Origin of the sequence: Maribacter sp. UBA3344, from assembly GCF_002362375.1 — a bacterium.
Classification (GTDB): Bacteria; Bacteroidota; Bacteroidia; order Flavobacteriales; family Flavobacteriaceae; genus Maribacter; species Maribacter dokdonensis.
In genome coordinates this window covers 79,004-96,719 of record NZ_DERI01000003.1, presented here as the reverse complement: position 1 = coordinate 96,719, position 17,716 = coordinate 79,004, and the positions used below count along the sequence as shown (strand labels likewise).

Annotated in this window: 15 protein-coding genes; 5 read left to right on the top strand and 10 right to left on the bottom strand. The window is 34.5% G+C overall.

Features of this window, described 5'->3' with window-relative positions:
• Positions 1 to 9: 9 nt before the first annotated feature.
• The 4 genes from B2Z27_RS01870 to B2Z27_RS01855 all read right to left on the bottom strand — a co-directional run bounded on the left by B2Z27_RS01870 (position 10) and on the right by B2Z27_RS01855 (position 2,005).
• Complete coding sequence (locus B2Z27_RS01870) at positions 10 to 153, bottom strand: hypothetical protein (RefSeq protein ID WP_167342516.1); 144 nt, start codon at positions 151 to 153, stop codon at positions 10 to 12.
• Positions 154 to 224: 71 nt separating this feature from the next.
• On the bottom strand, positions 225 to 806 hold the full coding sequence (locus tag B2Z27_RS01865) for an RNA polymerase sigma factor (RefSeq protein WP_058103181.1): 582 nt from the start codon (positions 804 to 806) through the stop codon (positions 225 to 227).
• A gap of 399 nt (positions 807 to 1,205) precedes the next feature.
• The gene (locus B2Z27_RS01860) at positions 1,206 to 1,349 is read right to left on the bottom strand and encodes a hypothetical protein (RefSeq protein WP_167342518.1); all 144 of its coding nucleotides are present in this window, start codon (positions 1,347 to 1,349) and stop codon (positions 1,206 to 1,208) included.
• A 74-nt stretch (positions 1,350 to 1,423) separates the two neighbouring features.
• Positions 1,424 to 2,005 (bottom strand): RNA polymerase sigma factor, encoded by a 582-nt coding sequence (locus B2Z27_RS01855; protein WP_058103182.1) that lies wholly within the window; start codon positions 2,003 to 2,005, stop codon positions 1,424 to 1,426.
• A 243-nt stretch (positions 2,006 to 2,248) separates the two neighbouring features.
• Between B2Z27_RS01855 and uvrA the strand changes: the two genes are divergently transcribed.
• Together uvrA and B2Z27_RS01845 are read left to right on the top strand one after the other, a co-directional pair.
• Positions 2,249 to 5,029 (top strand): excinuclease ABC subunit UvrA, encoded by a 2,781-nt coding sequence (gene uvrA, locus B2Z27_RS01850; RefSeq protein ID WP_286812343.1) that lies wholly within the window; start codon positions 2,249 to 2,251, stop codon positions 5,027 to 5,029.
• A gap of 163 nt (positions 5,030 to 5,192) precedes the next feature.
• Positions 5,193 to 6,395, top strand: coding sequence for a hypothetical protein (locus tag B2Z27_RS01845; protein ID WP_091605152.1), 1,203 nt, complete (start codon positions 5,193 to 5,195; stop codon positions 6,393 to 6,395).
• A 63-nt stretch (positions 6,396 to 6,458) separates the two neighbouring features.
• On the opposite strand, the gene B2Z27_RS01840 is transcribed toward B2Z27_RS01845, so the two are convergent.
• Positions 6,459 to 7,331, bottom strand: a complete 873-nt coding sequence (locus B2Z27_RS01840; RefSeq protein WP_286812342.1) for an RluA family pseudouridine synthase — start codon at positions 7,329 to 7,331, stop codon at positions 6,459 to 6,461.
• A gap of 139 nt (positions 7,332 to 7,470) precedes the next feature.
• On the opposite strand from B2Z27_RS01840, the gene B2Z27_RS01835 reads away from it, so the two are divergent.
• A complete protein-coding gene (locus tag B2Z27_RS01835) occupies positions 7,471 to 8,508 on the top strand; it encodes an AI-2E family transporter (RefSeq protein WP_286812341.1) in 1,038 nt (345 codons plus the stop codon).
• Here B2Z27_RS01835 and B2Z27_RS01830 read toward each other — a convergent pair whose 3' ends face one another.
• Genes B2Z27_RS01830 through B2Z27_RS01815 form a run of 4 tightly spaced genes read right to left on the bottom strand, consistent with a single transcriptional unit; the run spans position 8,509 to position 13,954 of the window.
• The gene (locus B2Z27_RS01830) at positions 8,509 to 9,963 is read right to left on the bottom strand and encodes a lipopolysaccharide biosynthesis protein (RefSeq protein ID WP_286812340.1); all 1,455 of its coding nucleotides are present in this window, start codon (positions 9,961 to 9,963) and stop codon (positions 8,509 to 8,511) included.
• A complete protein-coding gene (locus tag B2Z27_RS01825; protein ID WP_286812339.1) occupies positions 9,963 to 11,234 on the bottom strand; it encodes a glycosyltransferase family 4 protein in 1,272 nt (423 codons plus the stop codon). Before B2Z27_RS01825 ends, B2Z27_RS01830 begins: the two co-directional genes overlap by 1 nt.
• On the bottom strand, positions 11,234 to 13,669 hold the full coding sequence (locus B2Z27_RS01820) for a YfhO family protein (RefSeq protein ID WP_286812338.1): 2,436 nt from the start codon (positions 13,667 to 13,669) through the stop codon (positions 11,234 to 11,236). The genes B2Z27_RS01825 and B2Z27_RS01820 overlap by 1 nt, the downstream gene beginning before the upstream one ends.
• A 30-nt stretch (positions 13,670 to 13,699) precedes the next feature.
• On the bottom strand, positions 13,700 to 13,954 hold the full coding sequence (locus tag B2Z27_RS01815; RefSeq protein WP_058103190.1) for a DUF4834 family protein: 255 nt from the start codon (positions 13,952 to 13,954) through the stop codon (positions 13,700 to 13,702).
• An 86-nt stretch (positions 13,955 to 14,040) separates the two neighbouring features.
• Here B2Z27_RS01815 and B2Z27_RS01810 point away from each other — a divergent pair, with 86 nt between their 5' ends.
• Entirely contained in the window at positions 14,041 to 15,126 is a 1,086-nt protein-coding gene (locus B2Z27_RS01810) for a transporter (protein ID WP_091605171.1), read from the top strand.
• A gap of 88 nt (positions 15,127 to 15,214) precedes the next feature.
• Entirely contained in the window at positions 15,215 to 16,336 is a 1,122-nt protein-coding gene (locus B2Z27_RS01805; RefSeq protein WP_286812337.1) for a GTP cyclohydrolase, read from the top strand.
• A 60-nt stretch (positions 16,337 to 16,396) separates the two neighbouring features.
• Here B2Z27_RS01805 and B2Z27_RS01800 read toward each other — a convergent pair whose 3' ends face one another.
• The gene (locus B2Z27_RS01800) at positions 16,397 to 17,656 is read right to left on the bottom strand and encodes an aminotransferase class I/II-fold pyridoxal phosphate-dependent enzyme (RefSeq protein WP_074673329.1); all 1,260 of its coding nucleotides are present in this window, start codon (positions 17,654 to 17,656) and stop codon (positions 16,397 to 16,399) included.
• Positions 17,657 to 17,716: the final 60 nt, after the last annotated feature.

Here is a 17,716-nt window from a genome sequence, read left to right as displayed (position 1 = left end):
GTTTTTTTATTAATTCAAAAATGTTTCGAATTCTAAATCTTCGTATTCAAATTCAAAGAGCGCTTGTGAATAGCTCAACAAGAAATTGATTGTTTTAGGACATACTTTATTAAATCCTGTCTGTTCTTGGTAATCTGAGTAAATTTTTTCCATACTTCCTACGTTGTTACAATAAAATAACGCAGCAAATTTGGAAATATTGTTTATTTAATTTTTACCCTCTATTAATTCGTAAGAACTATATTGTTTTTTTCAATGATTTTTCTAAGGTTAATAAGAGCATAACGCATTCTACCTAAAGCTGTATTTATACTTACACCAGTATTTTCTGAGATTTCTTTAAAGCTCATATCCTTATAGATACGCATTAACAAAACCTCTTTTTGATCATCTGGCAATTCTTCTACCAATTGTCTAAGATCAGTATCTATTTGATTTTTAATTAGTTGTTTTTCGGCATTTAACTTATCATCTCCAATTACAGAGAAAATATTAAAGTCATCGCTGCCTTCAAACATTGGCATTCTTTTGTTTCTTCTAAAGTGGTCAATGATCAAGTTATGTGAAATTCTCATTACCCAAGGTAAAAATTTACCTTCTTCACTATACTTACCTCTTTTTAAAGTTTTGATCACTTTAATAAAAGTATCTTGAAAAATATCTTCTGTAATATCCCTATCTAAAACCTTAGAATAGATAAAACTAGTAATACGCTGATTGTGTCTGTTAATTAAAATTTCAAGGGCACCTTCGTTTCCGTTGATATAATCCTTAACTAATTCTGAGTCTTCAATTTGTAGTTTCATACGAGTTACTTTCTTTAATTGGTTAAGATTGGGAAAATCTTTTTAGTTAATTGGTTTGTTTTTTATTTCTGATATAAAACTAGAGAAAAGGGGGGCTGTAGGAAAAAGTATGTTGTCAAACCGCGTTTTTTTGATGTGAAACATCGAAAAAGTATATTTCCATACAATAAATAGTATTTAGTATAGTTCGGCGGGCAAATTGTAAGAATTCCAAAATCTCACTGAAAGCCCTTAAGTATTGCTAATACAATAGAATACATATATATAAGAAGAGGTAATATATTATTTGTCCTACAAGAATAAATACTACAACAAAAAAAACTTGATAATAAAAAAGTAGTAGAAATGAAAAAACCCTTAAGCTTAGCTTAAGGGTTTATATATGATGTAAGATTGTTCTTAGTTCAAATTAGTTTCAAACTGCAATCCTTTTGCCTCAGTTACATTTAAAGATTTAGAATAAGACAGTAAAAACTGAATAGTTTCTGGTTTAGCCTTTACTACTTTAGTGTTATTCTGGTTCTTAGTGTATAATTTTTCCATGCTATTTGTTGTTTAGGTTCATCTAAAGAACGACACATGGATGAAGATAGTAGATCCACTCGACCTAAGACCAATTAATTCGTTAAAACTATATTATTGGCCTCAACAAGCTTTCTAAGGTTTATTAAAGCGTAGCGCATTCTTCCTAACGCAGTGTTAATACTCACACCCGTATTATCGGAAATTTCTTTAAAGCTCATATCTTTATATATACGCATCTCTAAAACTTCTTGTTGATCCTCCGGTAGCTCTTTTATCATTCTCAATAGATCAGTATCTATTTGCTCTTTTATCAATTGCTTTTCCGCATTCAATTTATCGTCACCTAACAATGAAAAGATATTATAACTTTCCTTGCTATTATACATTGGCATTCTGTTATGCTTTCTAAAATGATCTATAACAAGGTTATGAGCTATACGCATTACCCATGGTAAAAATTTGCCCTCTTCGTTGTAGGCACCTCTTTTTAAGGTTCGTATAACCTTCATAAAGGTATCTTGAAAAATATCTTCGGTAAGTTCACGGTCACCTACTTTAGAATAGATAAATCCTGTTAACCTAGAGTTATGACGATTGATTAAAGCTTCAATAGCTTTTTCGTCTCCTTGAATATATTGCTTTACTAATTGGGAATCTTCAACTTGTACTACCATAACGTTACTTGTAGGGTTAAAATGCAGTCCCAAATTCAAAATGAATAAGGGTCTAATGGTTAAATTCTAACTTAAAAAGTAATGTTGCGTTATAGGCGTGTTGAATTAAAATGAGATTCCAAAGATATAAAAAAATAAATACTCTTATAAAAATGTGAAAATTTCTTACTCCATTTTTAGATAAACGGCATTTTTTAGTTCAGAAAAAAGGCAAAGCGTATCTTTGTATTCTTAGAAATTTGTATGCCTACACTTACCGAAATAAATCCGAAAGAAAACATTATAATCAAGGGTGCTAAATTGCACAACCTAAAAGATATTGATGTTGTTATACCTAGAAATAAACTTGTGGTCATTACAGGACTTTCAGGTTCTGGAAAGTCTAGTTTAGCTTTTGACACCTTGTACGCAGAAGGTCAAAGACGCTATGTAGAAAGCTTATCATCCTATGCCCGACAGTTTTTGGGCAAATTGGATAAACCTAAGGTAGATTATATTAAAGGTATAGCCCCAGCTATTGCAATTGAGCAAAAAGTGAATTCTACCAATCCTAGATCAACCGTTGGTACAACCACTGAAATTTATGACTACATAAAACTTTTGTTTGCGCGTATTGGTAAGACCTACTCCCCTGTTTCTGGTAACGAAGTAAAAAAACATACTGTTACAGATGTTGTTAATCATGTAAATGCTTATACCGAAGGTACCAAGCTCTTACTTTTAGCACCTATTACCATTCGTGAAGATAGAGATGCCACAAAATCATTGGAATTATTTTCAAAACAAGGTTACGCACGTATTAAATATAATGACAGTGTAATGCGAATAGATCAAGCTCCCAAGGATATTGGCAAAAAGTTTGATCTTGTAATTGACAGAATCATTACCAAAGACGACGAAGATTTTTACAATAGATTGGCAAATGCCGTAGATACTGCCTTTTTTGAAGGTAAGGGCGAATGTATGATCGAGGAACTGGCAGATGGCAAACAAACACCTTTCAGTAATAAGTTTGAATTAGATGGTATTACATTTCTTGAACCGAATGTTCATCTCTTTAGCTTTAATAATCCCTACGGTGCTTGTCCAAAGTGCGAAGGGTACGGAGATGTTATCGGTATAGATGAAGATCTGGTTGTACCAAATACGGCATTATCGGTTTACGAAAATGCGATTTTCCCATGGAGAGGAGATAGCATGAGTTTTTATAGAGATCAGTTGGTCAACTCAGCATATAAATTTGATTTTCCAATTCATAAACCTTGGTTTGAACTTACTGAAGAGCAAAAACAATTGGTTTGGGATGGTAATGCACATTTTATAGGACTACATAAGTTCTTTGGAATGTTAGAAGAGAAAAGCTATAAAATACAGAACAGGGTAATGCTCTCAAGATATAGAGGTAAAACCAAATGTAATGTTTGTAATGGCAAAAGGTTACGTCCGGAGACAGATTATGTGAAAGTTGGCGGAGCTTCCATTTCTTCATTGGTAGGGTTATCCATAGAAAAACTGATTCTGTTTTTTAACGACCTTAAATTAAATGAAAGTGACGCAACCATTGCAGCAAGACTTTTAGTTGAAATAAACACACGGTTAGGATTTTTGGATAAGGTGGGTTTAAATTACCTAACCATTAACAGAAAATCCAATACATTATCTGGTGGAGAAAGTCAACGTATAAATCTAGCAACCTCTTTAGGTAGTAGTTTGGTAGGTTCCATGTATATTTTAGATGAGCCAAGTATTGGACTACACCCAAGAGATACTGAAAATTTGATAGAGGTTTTACTATCCTTACGTAATCTGGGCAATACCGTTATAGTGGTTGAACATGACGAAGATATCATGAAGGCCGCAGATGTGGTTATAGATATAGGTCCGGAAGCCGGTACACATGGCGGCGAAGTAGTGGCTCAAGGTACACTTAAGGAAATACTTAAGTCAAAATCGCTCACGGCCCAGTATCTAAATGGTAAAATGGAGATTAAGGTTCCTAAAGAACGTAGAACTTCAAAAAACCATATTACTATAAACGGTGTTCGTGAAAACAACCTTAAAAACATCAATGTTACTTTTCCTTTAGATATGTTAACCGTAGTAACAGGTGTATCCGGTAGTGGAAAAAGTACTTTGGTCAAAAAACTGTTATATCCTATAGTACTTAAAGAAACTGGTGGGTATGGAGAAAAAGCAGGTCAGCATACTTCTGTGGAGGGCAAGTACAAACATATTAAACATGTAGAATTTGTAGATCAAAATCCGATCGGGAGATCTTCACGCTCTAATCCTGTAACTTACATAAAGGCATATGATGATATTAGAAGTTTGTTCGCTGGCCAAAAACTGAGCAAGATCAGAAATTACCAAGCAAAGCATTTTTCATTCAATGTCGATGGCGGTAGATGTGAAAAATGTAAAGGTGAAGGTGAAATCACCGTAGAAATGCAGTTTATGGCAGATGTTCATTTGGAATGTGAAACCTGTGGTGGTAAACGATTTAAAAAAGAAGTACTTGAGGTCACTTTCAATAATGCGAATATAGACGATGTACTTAATATGACCATTGACGATGCTATTCAGTTTTTTGAAACCGGAGAGCAGACCAAAATAGTCACTAAACTAAAACCTTTACAAGATGTTGGTTTGGGGTATGTAACATTGGGGCAATCTTCATCTACCCTTTCCGGTGGAGAGGCACAACGTATTAAATTAGCTTCTTTTTTGATTAAAGGTAGTACCAAAGAAAAAGCGCTCTTCATTTTTGATGAGCCAACTACGGGATTACATTTTCATGATATTCAAAAACTATTGAAATCATTTTACGCACTTATTAAGAAAGGACATTCTATTGTAGTCATTGAACATAATATTGATTTAATTAAATGTGCAGACTACATTATAGATCTTGGTCCAGGTGGTGGTGAAAATGGTGGACAATTATTAGCCGAAGGTACTCCAGAAGAGGTTGTAAAAAGCAAAAAATCGTACACGGCGAACTACCTAAAAGAGAAAATAAATTAAATTTACTCCAAAAGCAAAGTATTTAAATATATTACAAACCATTGATTATCAGTGCTATAATTAATGGTTTTGATTTTTGGCACGCTGTTTGTAATGTACTAAGGGAATGTAAATAATTACATTTAGAACAACTGCTCCACGGGGCAGAGTTAAACCTTATATTATGAAGAACTTAGTACTCCTTTTTACAGCGATGATTTTTAGCACCACAGGTGTTTTCGCTTCAGGTATTAGCGAAGATAAGGTTGCAAACAGCAATACTTATAGATATGACAACTCATTTATTTTTATAGAAAACGGAATTACTTTTTCTGTTTACCCAGATGGTGAATTTGATTTTTATATTGAAAACCAGGTAACAGGAAGTAGAAACGGAGTAACGTTCAATTCAGGTTACGATTATAGTCCATTTGCTCAATATGATGATTATGGTGCTGTAATTCAAGTAGAAAATGTGCCTATTTATTATGACTATTATGGTCGTGTTAATCAAATTGGTGATGTTAATATCAATTACAGAAACAACAGAGTACGTAGTATAGGTGGTATGTACGTATACTATAACAACCGTGGTTTTTATGATTACCATACCGGTTATATCAATATTTACAACAGAAACTATGTGTACCGTCCTTTCCATAGATGGTTCGTTAGACCGGCAGTAGGATTTAGTTTGGTATTCAATAGTCCGTACAGAAGATATTACACACCAGTAAGATATTCTTACTACAGACCTTATAGAAATAATTTCAGAAGGGCTTATGTAAATGTTGGTAAGCAGTATAGATATAATAAAGTAAGAAATAACAGAACTAAAATTTATAGAAACGATAAGCGTGTAGCCGTAAGAAATAATACATACAGAAGTAACAGATCAGTGGCTAAAAGAGACAATGGATTAAGAACCGGTAGATCGGTTGCCGCTAACAATACTTCAAGAAACAATAGAAACTCAACGGTCAATAGATCTACTACTGTTAGACGTAGTAATACCAATAGTGGTAGAACTACACAAAGCAGAACGGTTACTAGAAGTTCTAATAACGGAACAGTTAAAAGAAGTACTACAGTAAATCGTAGTACGCCAAATAGAACGGTTACAAAAAGAGAGGTTACACGTACACCAAAAAGTACTACGGTAAAAAGAAGTACTACAACGTACAAGAAACCCGTTAGCAGAAGTGCAAATACTAGAACTGCTACAAATACCAGAACACAGCGTAGCACTGTTACAAGAAAAGCGACCAAGAGTCCTTCTAGAAGTACGGTAAGTAGAAGTTCTAATTCAAGATCTGTAAGTAAAGCTCCTTCTAGAAGCTCAAGCTCTAGAACAAGTTCTGCAACTAGAAGTAGTAGAAGAAATTAAAATAAGTTTTTAGGTTGGTTAGTTGTAAAGCGCCGTAATGAATTCATTCATTGCGGCGCTTTTTTAATGCAATAATCCCTCCTCAGGAAATAATTTTCTAAACTTTTTAGGCAAACTAGTAACTATCTTCATTTTCTCTTGGGTAAAAGGATGAATAAACTCTAAGGTGCCGGCATGTAAGTACAGACCTTTACCCTTTAATTGCAACCCTTCAAGAAAATAAGTAGCATCGCCCAAAATGGGGTTTCCAATAGATAGTAAATGTTTTCTAAGTTGATGCCTTCGCCCCGATCTCGGATTTAGCTTTACCAGATTTAAAAATGAAAAACGTTCAGACTTCAGTGATTTTACTACCTTAAAACTAGAACTAGCAGGTTTATCATCTATAGCATCATCAATAACCCCAGCTGGTATTTGTGAACCAATGGTTACGGCATAGTACGTTTTAGTAATTTCTTTATGTTCAAATAATTTGTTGAGTGCTGTAATTGCACTACTGGTTTTCCCAACAAGAAGCAATCCAGTAGTTGCATAATCTAAACGATGTACCGGTTTTGGACTTACGGCATCTAACAATGTACTAGGAGAAAGGTTTTGAGCTAGTGCATTAGCCACGGTTTTAAATCCGTTACCGCTTACTAAAATTCCTGCTGGTTTATTAATTACCGCCATATACTCATCCTCGTAAATAACATTTAAGGTAAGAACCAATCTAGTGTTGGTGTCTTTCTCTGTGACATGATATATTATAATTTCCCCACCTTTAATAAAAGTTGCCGTACTGCCCACTACCCCATCTACCGTAATCTGATTTTTTTTAAGTGCTTTCTTTAAAGCGGATTTGGTAGAAATCTGTTGAAATATCCCTACTCCGTATTCCTGCAACCTAATTGGACCAGTTAGTTCTTGAACAATATGCGTCTGCTTCAAAATCATCTTAAGTCCAAAGTTAACTCTGTTTTATTAGTTATCCATTTAAATACTTTAGAACTACTAAAATACTTAAGTGAGTTAACCATGCTACCTATATAAGTTTAATTTTCACCCAGTTAACAATCCATCATCAAAAACCGAAATGAAAAAAATCAACCATAAGATTCTTAGACAACTTATCATATTGTCGCTGATTATTTTTTTAGGCGGATTGATTATCAAATACATGCTTCCGTATATTTCTGGAGTTTTAGGAGCCCTTACGCTTTACGTAGTTCTTAGAAAATGGATGCTCAAATTAATCAATAAAGGGATAAAAAGAATGTGGGCAGCTATGCTACTTATCTTTGCCTCCCTTATTGGCATCTTTATTCCGTTGACCGCAGCAGGGTTTATGTTAAGTTCTGAACTAAGTAATTTGGCAGACAAATCTGAACAAGTTACCAAGGCGTTTAAAGATCAACTTTTTCAAGTAGAGAAATATATAGAGTATGACATTTCATCTACTATTGACCCCAAACAAGCTTCAGGCTGGTTAACGGATAATATGCAAGGTTTTGCCAGTGGCACTTTCAATGTGCTTATTTCATTGGGCATATTGCTATTTCTATTGTACTACATGTTAAAGAGCCCAAAACAATTAAAAGAGTCTCTTTTAGAATATATTCCGCTCAGTAATAAAAATTTAATGACTTTGGGAAAGGAGATTGATAGTGTGGTACGCTCCAATGCCATTGCCATACCACTGGTTGCGTTAGCTCAAGGAATTATCGCTCTTATCGGGTTCTATGTTTTTGGTGTAGACAACCCCTTATTTTGGTTTGTAATCGTTACTATTGGATCCATGATTCCTTTTATAGGAACATTTATAGGAATATTTCCAGTGTTTGTATTGAGCCTTGCCAATGGCGAAGACTTTCAGGCTTGGGGAATTTTGCTTTATGGTATTTTGGTGGTGGGTATGACCGATAATGTCATTCGACTTTTCGTTTTAAAACAATTAGATAGCACTCACCCGTTAATTACCTTAATTGGTGTATTAATCGGTATACCTCTTTTTGGTTTTGTAGGACTTATTTTTGGCCCATTAATTATAAACTTATTCTTGATTATTGTAAAAATATACAAACAACAATACGGCATTCAAAAATCGACCAAGCAAAACGAAAATAAGATGTAATTAAAACTTTAAATATTTATTCAAGAATGCATACACATCCTCCGATATTTTAAATCGATATAGAACACCTACATAAAGCGCAATCATCAAAATACTTTTCAACGCAATATTAACTAGCGGATGAAAAGAAAATGAAAATATTGAAAACATCACTGCTATAATAATCAGCAAAAGCAATACTTTAATTGTCTCATGTGTAAAAGGCTGCATTTGAAACTTTGCTTTTACGTAGCCCAATTTCAATGAATTATAAATAAAAAAGGCACTGAAACTAGCTATTGCCGCACCGTTAATACCGTAGTTCGGAATCAACCAGAGATTAAAAAGAATAGCCAAAACCGCTAACAATACACCAAAAAACAAAATAGACCGGTAGTAATCTGAATTAAAAAGTATAGCACTGTTGTTCCCTAAAAGCGCATCATACACCTTTGCCAAACCAACCCAAAATACGATCATAAAACCGCCAGCATATTTATTCGGCAACAATTCATAAAGCTCATTAAGATTCAATAAAATCAATAAAAAAAGTATGCCGGAGACTATAAACAGTGTTAACGAGCTTTTTTGGTATAATTGCGTAAGAGCCGGTATATCCCTACTATTTAAATAATTTGCCGTTAACGGATATGTAATTTGATGCATTGCTTTTGAGGGCACTGCAATGGTTGATGCAATAAAACCAGCTACAGCATAAAAAGCCACATTTTCAAGCTCCAAAAAATTATTCAACATAACCTTATCTACCTCCATCAATACAATAGCAGTAGAACCTCCTAAAATTATTAAAGCACTATACTTTACAATATTTCTCCAATTGTTCGGAAAATGAAAATCTAATTTAGGAGAACGTAAGCTATAAGAATATAATTTCATTATTAATGTTCTCGCAATATAGAAGCCTACCAAAGCATTAATAAAAAATGATATATCTATCAACTTAAAATACAATAGCAGTAGTAATACGGTTTGCCCTACCCTACAAAAAATCTCTTTCATGAAATTGCCGAACATCGATTTCATTTGAATTCGCGCCCATGCATAAAAGACTTCAAAGTATGACATTGCCATACCTACCAAAAAAATATGCCACACATACTCCCTAACCACATCATTTTGTCTAGAAAGCAAATTTCCTATCATATCATTAGCGGCATAGCTAGCCACTGCCACCGGTATGATTAAGAACAAAGGCAAGATCAACATTAAAGTCAAAAATGAATCTTGATTCTTTTGATCCTTAAAACTTGAATAAAATTTGACTAAACTATTGGGAACACCAAATGCTAAAATGGGCATTAAAACTGAAGACACGGACAAAATAACCTGTATTAAACCGTAATTACTTGGTTGCATAAAATTGGTATACAAAAACAAGGTATTGGCAGCTCCTATCGCAAAACCTATATAGGTAACAATTGTATTATTTAGAGATTGTTTTAGTACGATACCCATTAGATGTATTCAGCCAATTTTCTGGTGAGCTCTCTTCTGCTAAATTGCTCAATATTGTCCGCAATAATATTTAATTGCCCTTTCTGATAATTTTCAAACCATCTTAAAATTACATTTTTCAGTTCAATATCATCAGAATGTTCAAATATATAGCCCGTTTTAGTTTCTTCAACAATACTTTCTACGTCCCAATTCTTAGGTCCTATTCCTAAAATTGGTCGCTTGGCCGCCATATATTCAAACAGTTTACCTGGTATAATTCCAATGGTTTCCTGAGAATCTATTTCTACCAGTAATAATACTTGAGATTTTCGTTGATATACCAAAGCTTCTTGGTGAGAAACATATCCTATAACTTCAATAAAGTCCTGTAATCCTACTTCTTTTATAGTTGATAGTATTTCATCACTGACAACACCTATAAACTGTAGTCTTAATGCCTCTTTAAATGCAGGAAATTCATCTACCATTTGTGCCAAAACCGACCAAAATTTCACGGGATTTCTACCGCTTAATAATGACCCTATATGTGAAATGGTAAATTTTGAATCTAACCCATCATCAGTCAGCAACTCCCCATCAAACCCATTGGTAATAACCTTTATTGGTTGACCTGTAATGTTTTCAAATTCCTTTTTTGTAGTACTGCTAGTAACTATAATTTTGTCTGCCGTGTGAAGAACTTTAGCTTCTAATAGTTTATGTTTCTTTTCTGCCGATTTGGTTAATTTCAATTTCTTATGATAGCCAATAGTTGTCCAAGGATCACGAAAGTCCGCTACCCAATGTACAGGTTTCCCTTGTTTTAAATAATAGCCAATTAAATGCACACTGTGTGGAGGACCAGTAGTTATTATAGTATCAATACCCTCTTTAGCCAACACATCTTTTAGGAAGTTTACAGATGGTTTTACCCAAAACTTTCTTGCATCGGGTATAAAAAGGTTTCCGCGAACCCACAAAAGAACTTTCTCTATAAAAGATTGGTTTTTCGTCTGTATAATTCCAGAGCTAATACGCTTCGTTTTTTTACTTGAAAAGAGTGAAGCAATGCGATAAGGTTCTTTAATTTTATGCTTATAGATTTTTATATCAGTGGGTACATCTTGAGAAAAAGTATCATCTAACATGGGGTAATGAGGATTCTCAGGAATAAATAGTACCGGTTCAATACCAAAATCTCTAAGGTATTTCACAAACTTTAGCCAACGTTGCACTCCTGGTCCGCCAGCAGGTGGCCAATAGTACGTAATGACCAGCACTTTTCTCATTATGCTTCTTCTTCTTTTTTAGACCTCCAAAAAGAAAAACCTAAACCACCTACAATTACCAGTCCCAATAAAATAGTACTTGCTAAAGTAATTTTACTACCCGTAGCTACAACCTCTGGTTCAAATTTGAACTCTATTTTATGCTCCCCAGAAGGTACCGAAAGTGCTCTTAATACATAATCAACTTTAAAATAATCACTTTGTTTTCCGTCTATATAAGCATTCCAACCATTTTTGTAATACATTTCAGAAAAAACAGCTACACCTTCATTGCTGTTTTTAGAATGATATATTAGGTGATTGGGTTCATAATCTATTAATTCAATAGATGCCGTAGAATCCACTTGATATTCCATTGGCTTAACATCTGCAAATGAAGTAGCGTTAAATACGGCTATATTCTTAGTATCTAAACTGTCAAGTGCCATTATTTCCTCATTGGCATTATTGACCGCATTCAGTTTAGAAATAAACCAAGCATTACCATTGGCATTAGGGTTTTCAATAGGAAAGGTATTTCCTTCTTGATCTTGCCTTATAACATACTTAATGTTCATCATATTCAAGACAGACAGATTACCGTTATAGACGTGGAAATTAAACAAATCTTGCATACCGGCAGGTTTTGCGGCATGATACCCCGTTATACTTTGATGAAAATAAGCCGTTTTAGCAGAGTCAAATCCGTCGGTTTGATCAAATACACGAAAAACACCATCATCTTTAGCAATAATTTTATCGGCGGTAGTTTCTTGAAATGGCTCAAGCATTTTACGCTTAGACACAAAATTGTCATTGTTCACATAACGTAGATCAACCCCAACCAAATCTACCACCACTAAAATACCAACAGCGATAATCAAGAAATTCATTTTCAATTTCTCTTTCAAATACAACCAGATCAATAAAGCGGTTGCCAAAGCAAACCCTAAAGAACGCAATAGATCACTTGTATAAACACTTTTACGATCTAAACGAAGCATTTCCGGAAGCTCCTCTAACCCTGTCATTCTCAAATTATCATCGGCAGCACCCACAAAATGAAAAGCTCCTTTAAATAAAAATAACACAACCCCAAGCCCTAGGATTGTAGCTGTAGCTAAGGTCAAAGATTTGATCTTATCGGCATGTGGCACCTTATCCTTAAATAGCTTTTTCAATGCCAATATTGCCAAAACAGGTACGCATAGCTCTAATATAACTTGAATGGAAGACACCGCCCTAAACTTATCGTATAGCGGAAAGTAATCTATCATAAAATCTGTCAATACACTAAAATTCTTTCCCCATGAAAGTATTAATGACAACAAAGAGCCAAACAGTAGCCACCATTTATGCTTGCCTTTTACCAAAAACAACCCTAAAACAAATAGAAAAAATATCACCGCACCTAAATAAGCCGGTCCTGAAGTACCTGGTTGTTCTCCCCAATACAAAGGTAGACCACTAACAAAATCCAAAGCACTAGATCTGGCCAAACCTTTATCAATTAGGTAATTATAAGATTTTGAATTCTCTCCTAAATTTTCTTGACTTGCGCCACCAAAAAGTCTAGGAACAAATAAATTCAACGATTCAGCAATACCGTAACTCCAGTTAGTAATATAAGCTTTGCTTAATCCTCCAGTGTCTTCTTTAGGTGAACCATCTGGGTTGATCGTTAATTCACTTTTACCTCGCGTACTCCAATCAGCATATTCTTTAGTTGCCATTAACCCTGTAGCGTTGGCGGCAATACCTAAAGTTACGGCTATCAACAATATACCGACCGAAGTGAAAAAATGCTTCAATTTTTTATCCTTAATGGCATATATCAAATAAACCACACCCAAAACCAATACAAGTAACATAAAGTAATAGGTCATTTGGTAGTGGTTGGCCGTAATTTCCAAAGCCATGGCCAAAGCGGTTAAAACAAAGCCCCACAGATATTTTTTTCTAAAAACCAATACAATACCACCTAAAAGCATAGGTAGGTATGCCATGGCATGAGCCTTAGCATTATGTCCGGCACCTAAAATTATTATTAAGTAAGTAGAGAAACCAAAGGCAAGCGCACCAATTACAGCTAACTTAAAATCCACTTTTAAACAACACAGTAGAATATAAAAACCTATGAAATATAGAAATAGATAATCTGCCGGTCTTGGTAAAAACCGAATTAAACGGTCTAATTTTTTAATGTAATTATGTGGGTAATTTGCTCCTAATTGGTACGTTGGCATGCCCCCAAAAGCGCTATTGGTCCAATACGGTTCTTGATCTGTAGCTTTTCGAAAATCGTTCTGCTCTTTGGCCATACCGGTATATTGAGCAATATCATGCTGGTACATAACCTTACCCTGCAGAACCGGACTAAAATAAGCCAAGGCGGCGATGATGAAAAATACGACAACAAAAAAATTGATGAAAAAGAATTTTAAGCCTTGCTTCATTTGCTAAAAGTAGTGTTTAAGCAAAGATAACTAGTCTAGCTCTTCAAAATCAATGTATTCACCTACTTTTTCTGAATCCTTCTTTTTTCTAGTGGTTTTTTTATTGATAATTACACTCTCATCTTCTTGTTCATTAAATGGGCGTTGATTATCAAAAGCTTGTCTGAAATGAGATTCAGTTTTCTTTGCTGCGTAATTCAAAATTTTTGGCGCAAATAACCTTGCTAATATTTTTAGAAGGTAATAGACCAAAAGAATAATTAATATAGTTTTTAAAAAAGCCATTTATTACTGCTTATATATATCAAAAATACAATTATCACGTTGTATATGTAGAATCATATTATTAAAATATATATAAAATCGTGTTCATGAATAGTCTTTTTGCCTACTCTAAATCATATCAATACGTATTCGCTTTATTATTTCTAATACCGTTAATAGGTATTTCTCAATATACAGATGTAATAAATTCTAATAGACCTGGAGTTTCTGTGAGCGCTTACGCGGTTGGCAAAAATGTGGTACAGGCAGAAATGGGATTATTCTATGAACAAAGAGACCACACCATTCTAAATACAGAATCGAATATTTGGGGAACCGATGTTTCATTACGATATGGTTTGTTATTCGAAAGATTAGAACTTAATTACGAAGGTACTTTTCAAGATCAAAAGATAACATTTTTGAATTTTGACCTAGAGGGCAAGCGAAGAGATTTTTCTAGAAATAGATTAGGTTTAAAATACTTGATCTATGACCCATTTAAAAATCCTGAAGCCAACAAACCCAACCTTTATAGCTGGAGAGCCAATCATAAATTTCAATTTAAGAATTTACTGCCCGCAGTTTCTTTATACGGTGGAGCAAATTTTGTTTTAGGCGATAATCCTTTTTATATAGGTGAACCAACCATTTCTTATCGTGGTATGATAGCTACCCAAAGTCGTTTGACTCCAAGGTTCGTATTAATTACCAACACCGCATATGACCGTATAAGCACAGATGACCCTGAGCTCAGCTATACCATATCATTATCCCATGCATTTAGAAACCCAAAATGGAGTGTTTTTGTAGAACACCAAGGCATTGATAGCGATCGGTACTCAGATGTATTGATACGTGGAGGTATTGCCCATTTATTAAAAGAAAACCTGCAGTTCGATTTTAATATGGGAGCTAGTCTTAAAAATACACCTACACGTATATTTTTTGGAATTGGGGGGTCTTATAGAATGGACTTCCATAAAGACAGCTTAAAACCAATTGAAGATCAAGAAGCAGATCAAAATGGTGGTGCCATTGACAAAAAAGCCATGAAAAAGAAAAAGAAGGATAAGAAAAGTAAAGGTAGCGGTGCAGAAGACGTAAACCTTGGCCCTTCTAAAAAACAGCTCAAAAAACTTAAGAAAGCGGAAAAGAAGAAAAAGAAAGAAAGTAGCGAGATCGACTTTTAACACTACATTCTACACTTCAATATTTCATTACGCACCCCTTTATAATGTAGATTAATATCACTAATATTGGCACTTCTAAAGAAGTCCAATGATTACGATACATGAAGCCAAATCAAAGCAAGATTTAAAACGTTTTGTAACCTTTCCTTTTTCGTTATACAAAAACAACAAATATTGGGTACCCCCCATTATAAATGACGAACTTGAAAGTTTTGATAAAGAAAAAAATCCTGTTTTTAAAGATGCAGAGGCATGGTTCTTCCTTGCCATGGACGGTGATAAAATAGTTGGTCGTGTAGCCGCTATTGTCAATCACCTAGAAGTTGACCAACAAAATGTAAAAAAAATGCGTTTTGGTTGGTTCGATTTTATAGATAATCAAAATGTATCTAAAGCACTTTTAGACAAGGTAGCAGAAATTGGTAATCAGCACCAATTGGAATTTATGGAAGGTCCTGTAGGTTTTTCAAACTTAGATAAAGTTGGAGTACTTATAGAAGGGTTTGATCATATTGGCACCATGATAACTTGGTATAACCATCCTTATTACAAAGACCATTATGAGAGTCTTGGCTTTGTAAAGGAAAAGGAATACATGGAAAATAAATTTCCTGCAGGTAATGCAGATCCAGCACTCTTTACTAAATTGAACGACCTAGTTAAAAGAAGGTACGGTCTTAAAGAGGTTAATTTCACAAAGACTAAAGAGGTTATGCCCTTAGCAGATGAAATGTTCGATTTATTTAATGAAACCTATGCCAACCTTTCTTCTTTTGTTCCCATAACAGAAATACAAAAGGCTTATTTCAAAAAGAAATATATAAGCTTTATTAACCCAGAGTACATAAAATTCATTAAAGATAAAGAGGATAAACTCATCGCCTTTGCCATTGTAATGCCATCATTTTCAGAAGCACTGCAGAGAGCTAAAGGTAAGTTGTTTCCGTTTGGATTATACCACTTGTTGAAGGCCAAGAAAAACAGTAAGGATGTTATTTTCTATTTAATAGGAATACGACCCGAATACCAAAACAAAGGAGTTACTGCAGTAATTTTCAACGAGTACTACAAAACATTCAAAGAAAAAGGCATAGACATGTGCTACCGCACTCCAGAATTAGAGGAGAACATTGCTATAAAGCAAATGTGGAAACATTTTGACCCGGTAATCTATAAACGAAGAAGAACGTATAGAAAATCACTTTCTTAAAAAGAAAAAGGTCCGAAATCAAATTCGATTTCGGACCTTTTTATATACGTCTGTTGTAGATTATTCTCCCATTGCAGCGGCAACTGCAGCAGATAATCTTTTATATGTACCATTCTGCAAGCGCTCTCTAATAGAAGAGAAAGCTTCCAATGTTTCTTCAACATCTTGTAAGGTGTGGGTAGCGGTAGGTATTAAACGTAAAAGTATAAGTCCTTTAGGTATTACCGGATACACAACAATAGAACAGAAAATACCATGGTTTTCACGTAAATCCTTCACCAAGGCCATTGCCTCTGGAATACTACCATTTAGATAAACAGGAGTAACACAACTAGTAGTTGTACCAATATCAAACCCTTTTTCTTTTAACCCATTTTGTAACGCATTCACGTTTTCCCAAAGTTTAGCTTTCAGCTCTGGCTGGGTACGCAACATTTCTAAACGTTTTAGTGCTCCTTTCACATAAACCATTGGTAATGATTTAGCGAACATTTGCGAACGTAGGTTATATTTTAAATAATCGATAATTTCTTGATCGGCAGCAACAAATGCACCAATACTTGCCATTGACTTTGCAAAAGTGGCAAGATAAACATCAATACCGTCTTGTACACCTTGCTCTTGACCTGCACCTGCACCGGTTTCACCTAAAGTACCAAAGCCATGTGCATCATCTACCAATAACCTAAACTTGAATTTTTCTTTTAAGGCTACGATTTCCTTTAAGATACCTTGCTCACCACGCATACCAAAAACGCCTTCAGATATAACCAAGATACCTCCACCGGTTTGTTCGGCCAATTTGGTTGCACGTTCTAAATTCTTTTCAAGGCTCTCCGCATTATTGTGAACAAAGGTAAAACGCTTACCCATGTGTAAACGTACACCGTCAATTATACAAGCATGACAATCAACGTCATAAACTATAATATCATCTTTTGTAACAAGGGCGTCTATTACAGACATAAAACCTTGATACCCGAAATTCAGCAAGTAAGAAGCTTCCTTTTGAACGAAAGCAGCACATTCTTGCTCCAATTGCTCATGAAACTCTGTATGACCACTCATCATTCTTGCACCCATTGGATATGCAGAACCATATTCAGCTGCAGCCTCACCATCAACCTTCTTAATCTCCGGAAGATTCGCTAAGCCTAAATAATCATTGATACTCCAGGTAATAACATCTTTACCTTGAAATTTCATTCTATTAGAAATAGGACCTTCCAATTTAGGGAAAACAAAGTATCCCTCTGCTTGTGAAGCCCATTTACCTAAAGGGCCTTTATTAGCTAAAATTCTATCAAATAAGTCTTTCATTGTTTAATTTGGATCTGTCTGCAAAAGTAAAAAAATTTGATAAAGATTCATAAATTATTT

Coding starts and splice junctions, on each gene's coding strand:
- B2Z27_RS01835 (WP_286812341.1), top strand. CDS start 7,471: ATGAAAAAAATCAACCATAAGATTCTTAGACAACTTATCATATTGTCG.
- B2Z27_RS01870 (WP_167342516.1), bottom strand. CDS start 153: ATGGAAAAAATTTACTCAGATTACCAAGAACAGACAGGATTTAATAAA.
- B2Z27_RS01855 (WP_058103182.1), bottom strand. CDS start 2,005: ATGGTAGTACAAGTTGAAGATTCCCAATTAGTAAAGCAATATATTCAA.
- B2Z27_RS01800 (WP_074673329.1), bottom strand. CDS start 17,656: ATGAAAGACTTATTTGATAGAATTTTAGCTAATAAAGGCCCTTTAGGT.
- B2Z27_RS01820 (WP_286812338.1), bottom strand. CDS start 13,669: ATGAAGCAAGGCTTAAAATTCTTTTTCATCAATTTTTTTGTTGTCGTA.
- B2Z27_RS01830 (WP_286812340.1), bottom strand. CDS start 9,963: ATGGGTATCGTACTAAAACAATCTCTAAATAATACAATTGTTACCTAT.
- B2Z27_RS01845 (WP_091605152.1), top strand. CDS start 5,193: ATGAAGAACTTAGTACTCCTTTTTACAGCGATGATTTTTAGCACCACA.
- B2Z27_RS01825 (WP_286812339.1), bottom strand. CDS start 11,234: ATGAGAAAAGTGCTGGTCATTACGTACTATTGGCCACCTGCTGGCGGA.
- B2Z27_RS01805 (WP_286812337.1), top strand. CDS start 15,215: ATGATTACGATACATGAAGCCAAATCAAAGCAAGATTTAAAACGTTTT.
- B2Z27_RS01815 (WP_058103190.1), bottom strand. CDS start 13,954: ATGGCTTTTTTAAAAACTATATTAATTATTCTTTTGGTCTATTACCTT.
- B2Z27_RS01840 (WP_286812342.1), bottom strand. CDS start 7,331: ATGATTTTGAAGCAGACGCATATTGTTCAAGAACTAACTGGTCCAATT.
- uvrA (WP_286812343.1), top strand. CDS start 2,249: ATGCCTACACTTACCGAAATAAATCCGAAAGAAAACATTATAATCAAG.
- B2Z27_RS01865 (WP_058103181.1), bottom strand. CDS start 806: ATGAAACTACAAATTGAAGACTCAGAATTAGTTAAGGATTATATCAAC.
- B2Z27_RS01810 (WP_091605171.1), top strand. CDS start 14,041: ATGAATAGTCTTTTTGCCTACTCTAAATCATATCAATACGTATTCGCT.
- B2Z27_RS01860 (WP_167342518.1), bottom strand. CDS start 1,349: ATGGAAAAATTATACACTAAGAACCAGAATAACACTAAAGTAGTAAAG.